The 14,174-nt window shown below is 62.8% G+C and carries 15 protein-coding genes; 7 read left to right on the top strand and 8 right to left on the bottom strand.

The annotated features are described in order from the left end of the window. The first annotated feature begins 52 nt into the window (after nucleotides 1–52). Together HQR01_RS02160 and miaB are read left to right on the top strand one after the other, a co-directional pair. On the top strand, nucleotides 53–517 hold the full coding sequence (locus tag HQR01_RS02160) for a peptidylprolyl isomerase (RefSeq protein WP_173212153.1): 465 nt from the start codon (nucleotides 53–55) through the stop codon (nucleotides 515–517). A 93-nt stretch (nucleotides 518–610) separates the two neighbouring features. Beyond that, nucleotides 611–1,957 (top strand): tRNA (N6-isopentenyl adenosine(37)-C2)-methylthiotransferase MiaB, encoded by a 1,347-nt coding sequence (gene miaB, locus HQR01_RS02155; RefSeq protein ID WP_173212152.1) that lies wholly within the window; start codon nucleotides 611–613, stop codon nucleotides 1,955–1,957. A gap of 10 nt (nucleotides 1,958–1,967) precedes the next feature. Here miaB and HQR01_RS02150 read toward each other — a convergent pair whose 3' ends face one another. Then, a complete protein-coding gene (locus HQR01_RS02150; RefSeq protein ID WP_173212151.1) occupies nucleotides 1,968–2,957 on the bottom strand; it encodes a hypothetical protein in 990 nt (329 codons plus the stop codon). Between the two features lie 487 nt (nucleotides 2,958–3,444). Between HQR01_RS02150 and HQR01_RS02145 the strand changes: the two genes are divergently transcribed. From HQR01_RS02145 to HQR01_RS02130, 4 genes are all read left to right on the top strand, one after another. Next, entirely contained in the window at nucleotides 3,445–4,476 is a 1,032-nt protein-coding gene (locus HQR01_RS02145; protein WP_173212150.1) for a PhoH family protein, read from the top strand. After that, complete coding sequence (gene ybeY / locus HQR01_RS02140; RefSeq protein ID WP_407644597.1) at nucleotides 4,457–4,966, top strand: rRNA maturation RNase YbeY; 510 nt, start codon at nucleotides 4,457–4,459, stop codon at nucleotides 4,964–4,966. The genes HQR01_RS02145 and ybeY overlap by 20 nt, the downstream gene beginning before the upstream one ends. 21 nt (nucleotides 4,967–4,987) lie before the next feature. Then, a complete protein-coding gene (locus tag HQR01_RS02135; protein WP_173212148.1) occupies nucleotides 4,988–5,905 on the top strand; it encodes a hemolysin family protein in 918 nt (305 codons plus the stop codon). 68 nt (nucleotides 5,906–5,973) lie between these two features. Further along, entirely contained in the window at nucleotides 5,974–6,858 is an 885-nt protein-coding gene (locus tag HQR01_RS02130) for a LysR substrate-binding domain-containing protein (RefSeq protein WP_173212147.1), read from the top strand. On the opposite strand, the gene HQR01_RS02125 is transcribed toward HQR01_RS02130, so the two are convergent. The 7 genes from HQR01_RS02125 to HQR01_RS02095 form a co-directional block, all read right to left on the bottom strand. After that, nucleotides 6,855–7,754 carry a lysophospholipid acyltransferase family protein gene (locus HQR01_RS02125; RefSeq protein ID WP_173212146.1) on the bottom strand — a complete coding sequence of 300 codons (900 nt, stop codon included), beginning with the start codon at nucleotides 7,752–7,754 and terminating at the stop codon, nucleotides 6,855–6,857. The genes HQR01_RS02130 and HQR01_RS02125 overlap by 4 nt on opposite strands. Then, the gene (locus HQR01_RS02120; RefSeq protein ID WP_173212145.1) at nucleotides 7,726–8,148 is read right to left on the bottom strand and encodes a Fur family transcriptional regulator; all 423 of its coding nucleotides are present in this window, start codon (nucleotides 8,146–8,148) and stop codon (nucleotides 7,726–7,728) included. Before HQR01_RS02120 ends, HQR01_RS02125 begins: the two co-directional genes overlap by 29 nt. A 75-nt stretch (nucleotides 8,149–8,223) precedes the next feature. Continuing rightward, nucleotides 8,224–8,664 carry a MucR family transcriptional regulator gene (locus HQR01_RS02115; RefSeq protein ID WP_173212144.1) on the bottom strand — a complete coding sequence of 147 codons (441 nt, stop codon included), beginning with the start codon at nucleotides 8,662–8,664 and terminating at the stop codon, nucleotides 8,224–8,226. 139 nt (nucleotides 8,665–8,803) lie between these two features. Beyond that, nucleotides 8,804–9,256 (bottom strand): GNAT family N-acetyltransferase, encoded by a 453-nt coding sequence (locus HQR01_RS02110; RefSeq protein ID WP_234030218.1) that lies wholly within the window; start codon nucleotides 9,254–9,256, stop codon nucleotides 8,804–8,806. Next, nucleotides 9,253–9,855 (bottom strand): tRNA (adenosine(37)-N6)-threonylcarbamoyltransferase complex dimerization subunit type 1 TsaB, encoded by a 603-nt coding sequence (tsaB, locus tag HQR01_RS02105; RefSeq protein ID WP_173212143.1) that lies wholly within the window; start codon nucleotides 9,853–9,855, stop codon nucleotides 9,253–9,255. Before tsaB ends, HQR01_RS02110 begins: the two co-directional genes overlap by 4 nt. A gap of 36 nt (nucleotides 9,856–9,891) precedes the next feature. Then, nucleotides 9,892–10,500 (bottom strand): malonic semialdehyde reductase, encoded by a 609-nt coding sequence (locus tag HQR01_RS02100; RefSeq protein WP_173212142.1) that lies wholly within the window; start codon nucleotides 10,498–10,500, stop codon nucleotides 9,892–9,894. A 23-nt stretch (nucleotides 10,501–10,523) separates the two neighbouring features. Further along, entirely contained in the window at nucleotides 10,524–11,105 is a 582-nt protein-coding gene (locus HQR01_RS02095; protein WP_173212141.1) for a NifU family protein, read from the bottom strand. Nucleotides 11,106–11,202: 97 nt separating this feature from the next. On the opposite strand from HQR01_RS02095, the gene HQR01_RS02090 reads away from it, so the two are divergent. Further along, entirely contained in the window at nucleotides 11,203–14,142 is a 2,940-nt protein-coding gene (locus tag HQR01_RS02090) for a M16 family metallopeptidase (protein ID WP_173212140.1), read from the top strand. Nucleotides 14,143–14,174: the final 32 nt, after the last annotated feature.

The following is a 14,174-nucleotide window of genomic DNA, read 5'->3' as shown; positions in this document are numbered from 1 at the left end:
GCGGCCCACAGACCCTATATCGGGCGCCGACCAGTTACAGGAGACATACGACATGGCCGACGAAACACTCACGCTCACGCTCGACTGCGGCGATGGAAAGGGTGGCGATGTCGTCATCAAGCTTCGCCCCGACCTCGCGCCGGGCCATGTCGAACGGATTACCACGCTGGCCAAGGAAGGCTTTTATGACGGCGTGGTGTTCCACCGCGTGATCCCCGGCTTTATGGCGCAGGGCGGCGATCCGACCGGCACCGGCATGAGCGGCAGCGACAAGCCCGACCTCAAGGCCGAATTCAACAACGAACCGCATGTGCGCGGCGTGTGCTCGATGGCGCGCACTCAGGTGCCCGACAGCGCCAACAGCCAGTTTTTCATCTGCTTCGACGACGCGACCTTCCTCGATCGCCAGTACACCGTGTGGGGCCAGGTCGAGAGCGGCATGGAACACGTCGACGCGCTGCCCAAGGGCGAACCGCCGCGTGAGCCTGGCAAGATCGTGAAGGCAACGGTTGCCTGATCCGCGCGATAGACAATTGACCAAGAGGGGCGGCCGTGTGCCGCCCTTCGCATTGTAGGACCCCGCCGTTTTCGCTATGGGCGCCCGCCTGCCATGAAACCGACCATCGCCCCCAAAGAAACCCCGCGCACCTACAGGGTCAAGAGCTTCGGCTGCCAGATGAACGTCTATGACGGTGAGCGGATGGCCGAGATGCTGGCCGAGCGGGGCATTCAGCCCGCGCCCGAGGGCGAGGAGGCGGACCTTGTCGTGCTCAACACCTGCCACATTCGCGAGAAGGCGGCGGAGAAGGTCTATTCGGACATCGGCCGCCTGCAGAAGGCCGACGGCACCAAGCCGCTGATCGCGGTCGCGGGCTGCGTTGCGCAGGCCGAGGGCGAGGAGATCATGGCGCGCGCTCCGGCGGTGAGCATGGTGGTCGGCCCGCAGGCATATCACCGCCTGCCCGAGATGCTCGACAAGGCGGTGGCGGGCGAGCGTGCGACCGACACCGACATGCCCGCGATCGCCAAGTTCGCGGCGCTGCCCGAACGCAAGCGGGTCAACCCTGCTGCCTTCCTCACCGTGCAGGAAGGCTGCGACAAGTTCTGCACCTATTGCGTGGTGCCCTATACCCGCGGTGCGGAAATCAGCCGCCCCTATGCCGACCTTGTCACCGAAGCGCGCAAGCTGGTCGGTGCGGGGGCGAAAGAGATCACGCTGCTAGGCCAGAACGTTTCGGCCTGGTCGGGCGAGGATGCCAAGGGCAGGGCGGTGGGCCTTGCGGGCTTGATCCGCGATCTCGCGCAAGTCGATGGCTTGGCGCGCATCCGCTATACCACCAGCCATCCTGCCGACATGGACGATGCGCTGATTGCCGCGCACGGCGATTGCGACAAGCTGATGCCCTTCCTCCACTTGCCGGTGCAGGCGGGCAGCGACCGCGTGCTCAAGGCGATGAACCGCAGCCATACGGTCGAAAGCTATCTCAAGCTGCTCGAGCGTTTCCGCGCCGCGCGCCCCGATATCGCGCTGTCGGGCGATTTCATCGTCGGCTTTCCGGGCGAAACCGATGCCGAGTTCGAGGAAACGCTCAAGCTGGTCGATACGGTCGGTTACGCGCAGGCCTTCAGCTTCAAATACTCGCCGCGCCCTGGCACCCCCGCCGCGACGATGGACGGGCAGGTCGCGAAAGAGGTCATGGACGAGCGCCTCCAGCGCCTGCAGGCTGCGCTCAACCGCGACCAGCTGGCGTTCAACCAGGCCAGCGTGGGCAGGACCTGCGAAGTCCTCGTCGAGCGCAAGGGCAAGCACCCCGGCCAGTGGCTCGGCAAATCGCCCTGGCTGCAGAGCGTGTGGTTCGAAGGCGACGTCACAATCGGCGACCTAGTCGAGGTGGAACTGGTCGAAGCGGGGCCAAACTCGCTCGCCGGCAAGCTGCGCGAGACCGTGACGGCTTGATCCCTACCTGTTATTGATCAGCGGCTTCTGGAGCAGGGTCTTTCGTCAGCTTGCGATATTCGGCCCAAGTAGCTCCGCGGATCGAACTTCCGCTGGCCGTAGGCGGCAAGCGGTAAAGCGCATTGAGATAGGCCCAGTCGAAGTCGGTTAGGCCTTCCGGCGTGAGGTTGTCCTCCGCGAAAAGTGTCAGGATCGAAGAGATACCCGCCTCTTCCGACAGGTCGGCCGTCGGAGCGACGAGGCGTATGGTAGCGTAGTCAGCAAGCTGCTGGATGGTCTTTCCTGGTACGAAATCATTGTCGAAGACGATCACCGCACCCAATATGTCTGCCCGGATCTGCTGAGCCAGGTTGCTCGCGCGATAGCCGGTGTTGATCTCTACTTCACGCGGTGGGTTGCCGAAGGTCCCGGAGTAGAATTCCTTGCCATCCGCGCCCTTCACCAATGTGGTTTGCCAGGCTTGAGCGGCACCATTGCCCGCAAAAATGCGGTCTACTTCATGATCCAATAGGCCTTCGAACAATTGCGGTTGCTCCTTGCGGAGCGCCTTCACCGTCTTTGGTCCATCTTGCACGAAGGCGACAAGGCTGTTGACCTGGCAGCCTTCCTTGTCTCGCCTTATTCCAAGATTATCCAGATTGCTTTCGATCTGGGCCAAAAGCGCAAGACCGGTCTCTGCCTTCATTCCATATAGGCCCAGACAAACTGCATTGTATCGGCGCGAAAGCGGCTTATCGATCCGGGGGCGACGGGTGATGTCCTGCGCCATCGAGCTGACAATCGAGCGCTCCGTTGTCTTCTTGCCTCGAACTATGATCTCGCGTCCCTCGTCGCCCGTGTTCTGGGCGGCGGCGGGAAAGGCGAGGCAGGCGCCGCAAGTCAGGGCCAGCGAGAGCAAACGAAAGCGGATTCTACGCATAGTTATTATGGGCCTATTTCGTAACGAACCAATTGAATTGGTTGATGCCCATAAGGTCGGAATGTTGCAGTCGGAAAACACAATCGACAAACGGTACTTCTGTCCCGTTCGATCAATATCTCTCCGTCGTTTCTTGATCGATTTGCCCGGTAATCGCCGCGCACCGGGTCATGGCGATTTAGGTCTATATCGGCAGCAAATGACCCAATGGCGGCAGGCCTGACGAGAGGGTGTGTCAATCGTCGGATGGGGCTTCAGCGTCTACCCTCGTGAAAACGGGATGCCTTCTTACGTGCTGGCCGGTGCATGAGACCTTGCTTCGACAGTCGACGAGAGAACCTCATCTGCTGGGCCGGTCTTGGCTCCGTTGCAGGAGGCGAGAGCCGCAGTTGCAAGGTAAATGGTGAGGCGGTTCATTGGCTTGCTCCGGCTCATTTGGGTCGGGTCGGGAATTCCTCAGCGACTGGGCGGTTACAAGCAGATGACTTTCCACCGTCATGATGCGTTGCCGTTCTTGCCTAGGCGGCTTTGAAGCCTAGACTCCGACTCGCACGCACGAAAGGAGCCCATGGCCCGTAAACCTGCCCGGGAGGCGCATCCCGCCTTCGCACCACCGCCCAGCCCACAGCGCGAAATTCGCCGCGCTCAGCTGGACATAAGCTTCGACAACCAGAGCCTGCTCGGCGCGCTCTTCGGCCAGTTCGATGCAAATCTGGTGCAGGTTGAAAACCGGCTGGGCGTATTCATTTCGGCGCGCGGCAATCAGCTTCATATCGAAGGCCCGGAAGACAGCGTGGCCCGCGCGCGGGAGGTGCTGAAGGCGATGTACGACCGCCTCGCGATGGGGCAGGACCTCGACGCGGGCACGATTGAATCGGTAATCGCAATGTCGAACGAACCGACGCTGGAAGGGATCATCACGGGCAATCTCGACAGCCCGCCGATAATGATCCGCACCCGCCGCAAGACCATCGTCCCACGCAGCGCGACGCAGGTTGAATATATGCGCAGCCTGGTGCGCGACGACATCATCTTCGCGCTCGGCCCGGCAGGCACGGGCAAGACCTATCTCGCGGTGGCGCAGGCGGTGGCGCAGCTGATCACCGGAAGCGTCCAGCGCCTGATCCTTTCGCGCCCTGCTGTGGAAGCGGGCGAGAAGCTGGGCTTCCTGCCCGGCGATATGAAGGACAAGGTCGATCCCTACCTGCGCCCGCTCTACGATGCGCTTTACGACTGCATGCCGCCCGAGCAGGTGGAGCGACGGCTGGCCAGTGGCGAGATCGAGATCGCGCCGATCGCCTTCATGCGCGGGCGCACCCTGGCCGATGCCTTCGTCATTCTCGACGAGGCGCAGAACACCACGCGCGAGCAGATGAAGATGTTCCTCACCCGCTTCGGCCAGAACAGCCGGATGGTGGTGTGCGGCGACCCGCGCCAGGTCGACATTCCCGGCGGCGATCGCATGAGCGGCCTGGCCGACGCGGTCGAGAAGCTGGAGGGGATCGATGGCTTTGGCACGATCCGCTTCACCGCCGCCGACGTTGTCCGCCACCCGATCGTGGGCCGGATTGTCGAAGCCTATGAGGGGCCATCGTCCTGAGGTGGAATTCGACGTCGAAATCGATGGATGGCCTGACGGAACCGATTGGGCCGGGTTGGCAGACCGGGTTGCCGGGGCAGCGGCGGAAGTAGAGCCGACGCTCGGTAACCCGCGCCTCTCGGCCAGCCTACTGTTCACGTCTGACGGGGAAGTCCATGCGCTGAACCGCGAATGGCGCGGCAAGGACAAGCCGACCAATGTACTGTCCTTTCCCATGCTCGAGCGGGGTGAACTGGAGGCCCTGGCCCCACACGGGCCGCCCGAAATGCTTGGCGACCTGGCGCTGGCTTATGAAACCTGCACGCGTGAGGCCGAGGAAAAGGGGGTCATGCTGGCGGATCACGCTGCACACCTGATCGTCCACGGCCTTCTCCACCTGGCTGGGCATGACCATGTCGACAGCGACGAGCAGGCGGAGGCAATGGAAGCGCTCGAAATCGAGGCGCTTGCAAAACTGGGTATCGCCGACCCATATGGGGACCGCAACTGACTGGAGCGCATTGTTAGGGCCATGCCCGATTCGCCATTACCCGCGGGAGACGCGGACAGTAGAAGCGGGCTGTGGCTCGCAATCCGGAAATTCTTCGACCCCGACCACGGCGAGCGTTCCTTGCGTGCGCAGCTGGAAGAGGCAATCGACGAGCACGAAGGCGAGAACGGAACCGACGCCGCGGAGCACAGCGGCGGCGGTGACCTCTCGCAGGTCGAGCGCCAGATGCTGCGCAACCTGCTGCACTTTTCCGAACATGACGCCGACGATGTGGCCGTGCCGCGCGGCGAGATCGTTGCCGTCAGGGCGGATGCCACTTGGGAAGATCTGGTGGAAACCTTCGCCGAACACGGTCATTCGCGCATGCCGGTCTATCGCGACCAGCTCGACGATGTGATCGGGATGATCCACCTCAAGGATATCTTCCCGTTCCTCGCCCGGCGCGAGGATCCGCCTGCCGACTGGACGGTGCTAATGCGCCAGCCGCTCTACGTGCCGCAGACGCGCAATGCGCTCGACGTGCTGGCCGACATGCGCCAGCAACGCGTGCACCTCGCCATCGTGGTCGATGAGTTCTCGGGAACCGATGGCCTGATCACCATCGAGGACCTGGTCGAGGAGATCGTCGGCGAGATCGAGGACGAGCACGACGACGCGCCCGAAGAGTGGATCGTGCCGATCGGCGAGGGAATGTGGGATTGCGATGCCCGCGCAGAGCTCGACGACGTTGCCGAACGGGTCGACGCCTCGCTGGCCGAGGTCGAGGAATCGGTCGATACCTTGGGCGGTCTCGCCTTCGTCCTGGCCGAGCAGGTGCCGCAGGTCGGTGCGATGCTCGAACACCCCAGCGGTTGGCGGATCGAGGTCACCGATGGCGATGACACGCATGTGACCAGGCTGCGCCTCCATGCCCCGCGAGGGAAGAGCGACAGCGACTGATCTTAGTTGCAGGAATTCGCACATTCACCCTCGACAGGGGCGATTTGCGTCCATAGCGTGCAACGAACATGGCGACCCGACGACTCCCCCCCTTGCGGGCGCTTGAAGCGTTCGTGCGTACCGTTCGACTTGGCTCGGCCCGCGCGGCCGCTGACGAACTTGGCCTCAGCCCATCCGCGCTTTCGCGGCGGATCGGCAATCTTGAGGAGTTCGTCGGCAAGAAGCTGTTCACGCGTGCGCGCCAGTCGATGCAGCTCACCGATGATGGGCATGCCTTCTACGAAGCTGTGAACCCGCATCTGGAATCGCTCGCCCGGGCAGTGGAGAGCCAGTCCGAAAATCTCTCACTGCTGCGCTTGCATCTTGGCGTGCTGCCATTGTTCGGAACGCAGCGCCTGTTCCCGCGGCTGGGCGAGCTGCGCGTGCGCCACCCCTTGCTGCACATCGATATCGATACGGGGCCGCACCTCGAAGATCGCGTTGGCGATGTGCTGGATGCGGCGATCATCCTGTCGCGCGGACCCGAACGCGGCCTGCATGCGGTCAGGTTGGACTACAACAAGGTTCACGCGATCTGCAGCAAGGAATTGCAGGAAAAGCTCGGCGACCAGCCGAGCCACGAGCTGCTGACCAAGCAGACCTTCCTGATCCATAACGAGCTGCCCGAGAGCTTTTCCGCCTGGAAGGCCGAGATTGGCATGCCTGACCTCGAGCCGGCAGCGATTGACCACTTCGATTCAGGCCAGATCATGCTGGAGGCCGCGGCACAGGGGCTTGGCATCGCGATCATGCATGACGACCACATGCGTCGCGCGCATGATTCGCGCCTGGCAAAGGTCTTCGACGTCGAGGTCGAGAGCCCCTACAGCTACTGGTTCGTCTGCAAGCCGACCGCGCTTGAAGAGCGTCCGGTCCGGCTGTTTCACGATTGGCTGGTCGGCGCCGGGCTCTAACTGGCCGGCGGTTTCGGCGGCTCGTAGCGGACCGCTGCGACGATGTGTTCGAAATCGCGCAACGGTTTGCCAAGGGCTGCAACCAATGCCGCTTCGATCTCTTCGCGCGCCTTGGCCGCTATCGCCTTACGGCCGCGGTATTCGACCGGACTGAACGGCTCGAGGAAGGTAATCCTTAGCCGGAAGGTTCCCCTTCGTGCGAAGACCCGTTTGGCGTTGTTGAGGCCGTTTTCGTCACCGATCCAGCCAATGAACTCTGCCACGCTGCCATAATCGAGCATCACCGGCTGCACGAGCACGCCCGGCGGCGGCGGCTCGAGCACGGAAAGCATCGAAGACTTGAATGGCAGGAGGGAATGGCCGTCGGTCGTGGTGCCTTCGGGGAAAACCGTGACCGACCAGTTGTCGGCGAGCGCTTCCTTGAGCGCGTTGATCTGTTCAGCCACGCCCAGGCGGTTCTCGCGCTTGACGAAAACCGTCCGATTGAGCCGGCACAGCCAGCCGATCACAGGAACCTCCGACAGCTCCTGCTTGGCAACGAAGGCGGTGCCGCTGGCGCCGGCGAGGGCGAGAATGTCGATCCACGAGACGTGGTTGGCTATGAAGAATACGTCCCGCCGCAGCGGGGTCCCGATGCACTCGACGCGCGCCCCGACGATCCGGGCAGAGCAGCGCAGGAACCACATGGGGAAGGGCGAGCCGTAGGCGAAGACGCGGTAGAGATAATGCAGCGGCACACAGGCGGCGAGAAGCAGCATCATGGCTGCGACGCGCAAGCAGAACCGAAGCCAACCGACCGGCGATAGCTTTGTCGGTTCCCCGCGGGCGGCGGCAAGCCGTTGTTCGGAATAGCGCGCGATGCGCCGTTCAACCTTCGCGGTCGAGGCGGACGCCATAAAGCTCGAGCCGGTGATCAACGAGACGATAGCCGAGCTTCTCGGCTATCTGCTTTTGCAGCGCTTCCACTTCCGGGTCGACGAATTCGATGACCTTGCCCGTTTCCACGTCGATCAGGTGATCGTGGTGCGCTTCGGGGGCGGCTTCATATCGTGCGCGGCCGTCACCAAAGTCATGTCGATCAAGGATGCCTGCCTCTTCGAAGAGGCGCACGGTGCGATAGACGGTTGCGATTGAAATGCCCGGATCGATCTTGTTCGCCCGATCGTGCAGCATCTCGACATCCGGGTGATCTTCGCTTTCCGACAATACGCGCGCGATCACTCGGCGCTGTTCGGTAATCCGCAGACCCTTGTCTGCACATAGCTGCTCAAGATCGATCTTCTGGTGCAAGTCAGCTTCCCAAATGAAAACGCCCCGTACCCATATCGGGCCGGGGCGTCTTGCTCAAGGTGATCCGAAGGACCGTCAGGCGGCCTTCTTCTTGCGACCACGCTTTTGTCCGGGTTTGCGACCGAGCCCGATCTTCACCGCGAGATCACGACGAGTGGCGGCATAGTCCGGCGCGACCATCGGATAGTCGGCAGGAAGATTCCAGCGTGCCCGATATTCATCGGGTGTCATCCCATGCTCAGTCGACAGATGTCGTTTCAGCATCTTCATTTTCTTGCCGCAGTCGAGGCAGACAACATGGTCCTTCTTGACTGACGCCCGCACGGAAACGGCGGGCTCGGGGAGCTCGGCCGAAGCAGTCGTGACACCGCCAAGACCGGCCAGAGCGCCATATACGGTCGAAATCAACGTCGGAACTTCATCGACAGCAACATTGTTGTTGCTCACGTGAGCCGCGACGATGTCCGAAGTCAGCGTTATCAGCGTCTCGGTCATGTCGGTTTCCAAATTCTCCATTCGCGGGGTCTCCCTTTTAGGCGCGTTTACTGCAGGTGCGACCCTGAAACTTCCTTATTGTATAAAATCGACAAGAGTTCGTAAAGCCGGCAATCGACTTAATTGTATGACGCAATCCTACAACTCACATGTCGCGTCGTTACAACTTTCGACCGAAAGTGATGGCATCCAGCGTCGTTCCGTCGAGCGTGCGATAGTATGCCGTGCGGCGTCCGATCGGTTCGAAACCGCAGGCCCGGTAGAGGCTGGCCGCCGGATTATTGGCCCGCATCTCAAGAAAGACGCTGTCGGCGCCGTTGTCGCGGGCAGTGTCGAAGAACAGTTCGATCAGCCGCTTGCCAACTCCGCGCCCCCTGGATTCGGGACGAACGCCGATCAGCAGCAACTCTTCCTCGCCGGGAGCCCGTCGGACCAGCACGAAGCCCGCAGCCTTGCTGCCTTCGGTTAGAGGTTCGCCTTTGTCGTCAAGCAACAGGGCGTAAGTATTCGGCATGGAGAGCGAGTCTTCGACCTGGCGACGCGTCCATGCTTCGCGCCATTGCGGGTCGAAAGCGGCCTCCATTACCGCCATCAATTGGTCGAGTTCACTCATATCTCGGGCAGCTTGGCATCGGGTGCGCGACCGTAGAGCGGCGCCAGGTCAACAGTAAGGAGGGCCGGTGGCAATCTTTGGGCGTTCGCGGCGGATGGCAGCATGTCGCGGACGATATGCTCTCCACCCAGCATCGCGGCGAGCTCTTCTGCGCGATTCCCGGCGATCAATCTGGCGTGCATTTCGCCCGCGGCGGCTGCGCGGGTCAGCGAACGGACTTCCGCCTCTGGCAGCCCGTCAGCTGAGAAGCGCTGGATGAACCATTCTCCATGGCCGCCGTTCATGCATACGGTCGATGCCTCTCCCGCCTGCGCGGCCACCAGGGCGAGCGTCGGGTAGCCGAGTACGTTCGCGTTCCACGCGATTCCCAGTGCGCGGGCCACGGCCAGTCCGATGCGCACACCGGTGAAACTGCCGGGCCCCAAGGAGACACGGATTTCCGTCGCGCGCCCCTTGTCGGGTAGCTCGGCGATCATCGGGACCAGGCGCTCAGCATGGCCGCGACCAAGCACCTCGTGCCGCGCTTCGACCAGTACAGGGCCGTCGAACAGTGCGACCGAGCAGGCCTCGGTTGCCGTTTCTATTGCGAGAATACGCATGGGCGCGCTCTGCCTCAGGCGGCGATGCGCTTCAAGTCAGGCAATGCGGTTGAAGGTGTCGAAATCGGGCCGCGGGCTACGATCGAAGATACTGGCGGGGTCGCCATAGCCGATCGAGCAAATGAAATTGCTGCGATGGCGCGGTTCATCTGCGAAGAAAGCCTTGTCGACGGCCGCATTGTCGAAGCCTGACATGGGTCCGCAGTCGAGACCCAGCGCCCGGGCGGCCAACATCAGGTAAGCGCCCTGCAGCGAGGAATTGCGGAAGGCACCTTCCTGGCGCAGCTTTTCATTGCCTTCGAACCAGCTCTTCGCATCGGTGTGCGGGAACAGCCAGGGCAGTTCCTCGTGGAAGTCGATGTCGTAGCCGATGATCGCCGTGACCGGGGCTGCCACGACTTTCGCCTTGTTGCCTTCCGAAACAAGCCCGGCGAGTTGCTGCTTGGCCTCGTCCGACTTCACCCAAACGACCCGCGCGGGCTGCATGTTCGCCGACGTCGGCGCCATTTTCATCAGATCCCAGATCGCGTGCAGCTGTTCGTCGTTCACCGGCTTGTCGAGCCAGCCATTGTAGCTGCGGGCTTCGTTGAACAGCTGGTCGAGCGTGTCAGCGTCCAGCGCACGGTCATGGTACTGCTTGGTCATAAGTGTCCTTGAATCTGCGGGTATCAGGCTGCGCGGACTTCCGTCACTTCAGGCACATAGTGCTTGAGCAGCCCTTCGATGCCATGCTTCAGCGTGGCGGTCGAAGACGGGCAACCCGAACAGGCGCCCTGCAATTGCAGGTAAACGACCCCGTCGCGGAAGCCCCGGTATTGAATGTCGCCGCCGTCCCCCGCCACGGCCGGGCGCACGCGGGTTTCGAGCAGTTCGTGGATTTGCGCGACAACATCGGCGTCCTCTTCGCGCTCCTCGACCATCAGGTCGTCGTCTTCACCCGGCACTACGATGCCGCCCGCAGTGCCCGGCGCAAAAAGCGGTGCTTCCGAGACGAAATGGTCGAGCAGGATCGCCAGAACTTGCGGCTTGAAGTCCGTCCAACTGGCGCCCGGCGCAATGGTTACGCTGATGAAATCGCTGCCAAAGAAGACGTTCGTCACTTCGCCGGTGTCGAAGATCGCCTGCGCCAGAGGGCTCGCCTCGGCTGCCTCGGGGCTGGCGAATTCGCGGGTTCCAGCGTCCATCACCTTGCGGCCGGGAAGGAACTTCAGGCTCGCCGGGTTGGGCGTGGTTTCAGTCTCTATGAACATGGGTGCGATGTAGGGAGGGGCAGGGCATGCGACAAGCAAAGAAGCATTTGTCCAATGTTCACTGTCCCTTCAGTTCAAGGCATCCTATATCGCCCCCATGACTATTCTCCCGCGCGCTGTTCGGCGTCTCGCGCTCCTTCTTCCCATCGCTTTGCTGGCCTCGCAGGTTACCCACGCGCAGGACCCGGCACCGCCCACGCCGCAGTATACGACGCCGGAAGGGGGCACGCCCTGGATTTACGAAGGCAGCGATGTTCCCCGGGATGAAGAATGGACCTTCGGCAAGCTGCCCAACGGGGTTCGTTATGCCGTGCGCAAGAACGGCGTCCCGCCCGGTCAGGTCTCCATCCGGGTCAGGATCGACGCCGGTTCGCTCTACGAAGAGGAAAGCGAGCTGGGCTATGCTCACCTGCTCGAACACCTGCTGTTCCGCGAAAGCCAGTATCTCGGCCAGGCGGCGGCGATTCCGACCTGGCAGCGGCTGGGGGCGACCTTCGGCAGCGATACCAACGCTGAAACGAGCCCCACCCATACCGCCTACAAGCTCGATTTGCCCAACGTCGATCCGGCAAAGCTGGCGGAGAGCATGAAGCTGTTGTCAGGCATGGTGCGCGCGCCAGTGCTGTCCGACGCCAACGTGAAGGCGGAAGTTCCAATTGTGCTCGCGGAAAAGCGCGAACGAGGCGGTCCCCAGCAACGGGCGGCCGACAAGTCGCGCGAAACACTGTTCGCCGGTCAACGGCTCGCGACCCGGATCCCGATCGGTACCGAGGCCACGCTGAACGCCGCCACCGGCAAATCGGTCAGCGCTTTCTACCAGCGCTGGTACAGGCCAGAGAATACCGTGATCGTCGTGGTCGGCGATCTCGACCCAGCCCAGCTTGCCGCGGAAGTGGAACGCTGGTTCGGTGACTGGAAGGGCAAGGGCGCAGCGACCCCCGCGCCGGACTTTGGCGATCCGACTGCCCCCGCAGGCGCCGATCCGGAAAATCCGGTGGGCGAAGTGGCGGCAATCGTCGAGCCCGGCCTGCCGCGTAGCTTCAGCTATGCAATCATGCGTCCGTGGCGCCCGGTCCAGGATACGATCGTCTATAACGAAGGCCTCCTGCGTGACAGCCTGGCGCAGGCATTGATCAACCGCCGCCTCGAGGCGCGTGCGCGGGCAGGGGGCAGCTATCTCTATGCCCAGGTTCAGCAGGATGATGTCAGCCGTTCAACCGACGCCACCTTCGTCGCGTTCGCCCCGTTGACGGGAGACTGGGAGGGCGCGCTGGCAGACGTCAGGGCCGTGATTGCCGATGCTCTGGCCAAACCACCGTCGACAGAGGAGATCGATCGCGAGCTGGCCGAATTTGAAGCGGCCTTTGCGAGTTCGGTGGAGCAGCGGCGGGTGATGGCCGGGGCTCGGCTCGCCGACGACATCGTCAACGCGGTCGACATCCGCGAGGCCGTTGCGGCGCCCGAAACGGTGCTGACGGTGTTCAATTCCATGAAGCAGACGCTGACTCCCGAGCTGCTGCTCGAACATACCCGCAAGCTATTCTCCGGGGCGGTCATCCGCGCTGCATATGTCACGCCGGACGCAGGCGAGGCCAGCGATGCCGACTTGCGCGCCGCGCTCGCTGCACCGGTAGAGGCAGCAGCCGATGCGCGTATCGAAGCGCAGGCGATATCGTTTGCCGACCTGCCGCCAGTGGGCGAGCCCGGCACCATCGCGCGCCAGGGTGCTCTCGGCGTACTCGACATCGAGCGGGTGGACTTCGCCAACGGGGTCCGCGCAATCCTGTGGGCCAACGATGCAGAGCCGGGCCGTGTTTCGGTCAAGGTACGGTTCGGTGCGGGCTGGCGCGCAATCGGACCCGAGGATTCGGTTTATGCCGCGCTGGGCCAATTGGCGCTGGTGGGGGCTGGCGTGGGTGAACTGGGCCAGGAAGAGCTCGACCGCATCTCCACCGGGAGGCGGATGGGCTTCGATTTCGACATCACCGACGGCAACTTCACCTTCTTCGCGCAAACCCGGCGTCAGGACCTTGCGGATCAGCTCTATCTCTTCGCGGCCAAACTCCAGCAGCCGCGCTGGGATGTCGCGCCAGTGCAGCGCGCGCTGGCGGCCGCTAAACTGTCTTACAATGCCTATGGAGCAAACCCGGCCGGCATCATCAATCGAGACCTCGAATACCTGCTGCGTGACAACGATCCCCGCTTCCGCACGCCCGATCCGGCGGCGCTCGATGCGGCCACGCCCGAGGGGTTCCGCAAGGTGTGGGAGCCGCTGTTGCGCCAAGGGCCCGTCGAAGTCCTGGTATTTGGCGATTTCGACCGTGACGAAGGCATAGCGGCGCTAACCCGTACGTTCGGTGCGATCGCCCCGCGCGAACCCGCCCCTGAAGCAGTTGCCAACACCACCTTCGGCTTCCCCGAGCCGGGCGAGACCGTGGTCCAGTATCACAAGGGCGATGCCAACCAGGCTGCGGCGGTAATCGCCTGGCCCAGCGGGGCAGGCGTCGATGGCCTGCCTGAATCACGCCAGCTCGAGATCCTTACCCAGGTGTTCAACAACCGCCTGTTTGATGCGATGCGCGAGCGAGCGGGCTCGAGCTACGCGCCGGTGGTCAACAGCTCTTGGCCGACCGACGTGAACAGTGGCGGACGGATCAGCGCCTTTGCCCAGTTGCGTCCGCAGGATGTGCCGGCCTTCTTCGAAGCGGCGGATGTGATCGCGCGCGATCTCGCCGCAACACCGCCGGGTGAGGACGAGCTCAAGCGCGTCACCGAGCCACTGCTCCAGTACATCAATCGCGTTTCGACCGGGAACCTCTTCTGGTTGTACCAGCTCGAAGGTTCGACGCAGGATCCCAAGCGGATCGGCTTGCTCCGATCGCTGCTCAACGATCTGACCGAGACTACTCCTGAGCGGATGCAGTTGCTGGCGCAGAAGTACTTCGGCGGAAAGCCAGGATGGCGCTTGGCGGTTATCCCGGAGGGACAGCAATTGGCGACCAAGCGGGTCGCCACGCCTTCCGAAGCCGGACGATGAGCCGCTTACTGCAATCGGCTTTTTGCGTTGGC

Origin of the sequence: Erythrobacter mangrovi, assembly GCF_013260645.1 — a bacterium.
Classification (GTDB): domain Bacteria; phylum Pseudomonadota; class Alphaproteobacteria; order Sphingomonadales; family Sphingomonadaceae; genus Qipengyuania; species Qipengyuania mangrovi.
The sequence above is the reverse complement of the archived record's forward strand: the minus strand, read 5'-3'. Positions and strand labels throughout refer to the sequence as shown.

Coding starts and splice junctions, on each gene's coding strand:
- HQR01_RS02160 (WP_173212153.1), top strand. CDS start 53: ATGGCCGACGAAACACTCACGCTCACGCTCGACTGCGGCGATGGAAAG.
- miaB (WP_173212152.1), top strand. CDS start 611: ATGAAACCGACCATCGCCCCCAAAGAAACCCCGCGCACCTACAGGGTC.
- HQR01_RS02145 (WP_173212150.1), top strand. CDS start 3,445: ATGGCCCGTAAACCTGCCCGGGAGGCGCATCCCGCCTTCGCACCACCG.
- ybeY (WP_407644597.1), top strand. CDS start 4,457: ATGAGGGGCCATCGTCCTGAGGTGGAATTCGACGTCGAAATCGATGGA.
- HQR01_RS02135 (WP_173212148.1), top strand. CDS start 4,988: ATGCCCGATTCGCCATTACCCGCGGGAGACGCGGACAGTAGAAGCGGG.
- HQR01_RS02130 (WP_173212147.1), top strand. CDS start 5,974: ATGGCGACCCGACGACTCCCCCCCTTGCGGGCGCTTGAAGCGTTCGTG.
- HQR01_RS02125 (WP_173212146.1), bottom strand. CDS start 7,754: ATGGCGTCCGCCTCGACCGCGAAGGTTGAACGGCGCATCGCGCGCTAT.
- HQR01_RS02115 (WP_173212144.1), bottom strand. CDS start 8,664: ATGGAGAATTTGGAAACCGACATGACCGAGACGCTGATAACGCTGACT.
- HQR01_RS02110 (WP_234030218.1), bottom strand. CDS start 9,256: ATGAGTGAACTCGACCAATTGATGGCGGTAATGGAGGCCGCTTTCGAC.
- tsaB (WP_173212143.1), bottom strand. CDS start 9,855: ATGCGTATTCTCGCAATAGAAACGGCAACCGAGGCCTGCTCGGTCGCA.
- HQR01_RS02100 (WP_173212142.1), bottom strand. CDS start 10,500: ATGACCAAGCAGTACCATGACCGTGCGCTGGACGCTGACACGCTCGAC.
- HQR01_RS02095 (WP_173212141.1), bottom strand. CDS start 11,105: ATGTTCATAGAGACTGAAACCACGCCCAACCCGGCGAGCCTGAAGTTC.
- HQR01_RS02090 (WP_173212140.1), top strand. CDS start 11,203: ATGACTATTCTCCCGCGCGCTGTTCGGCGTCTCGCGCTCCTTCTTCCC.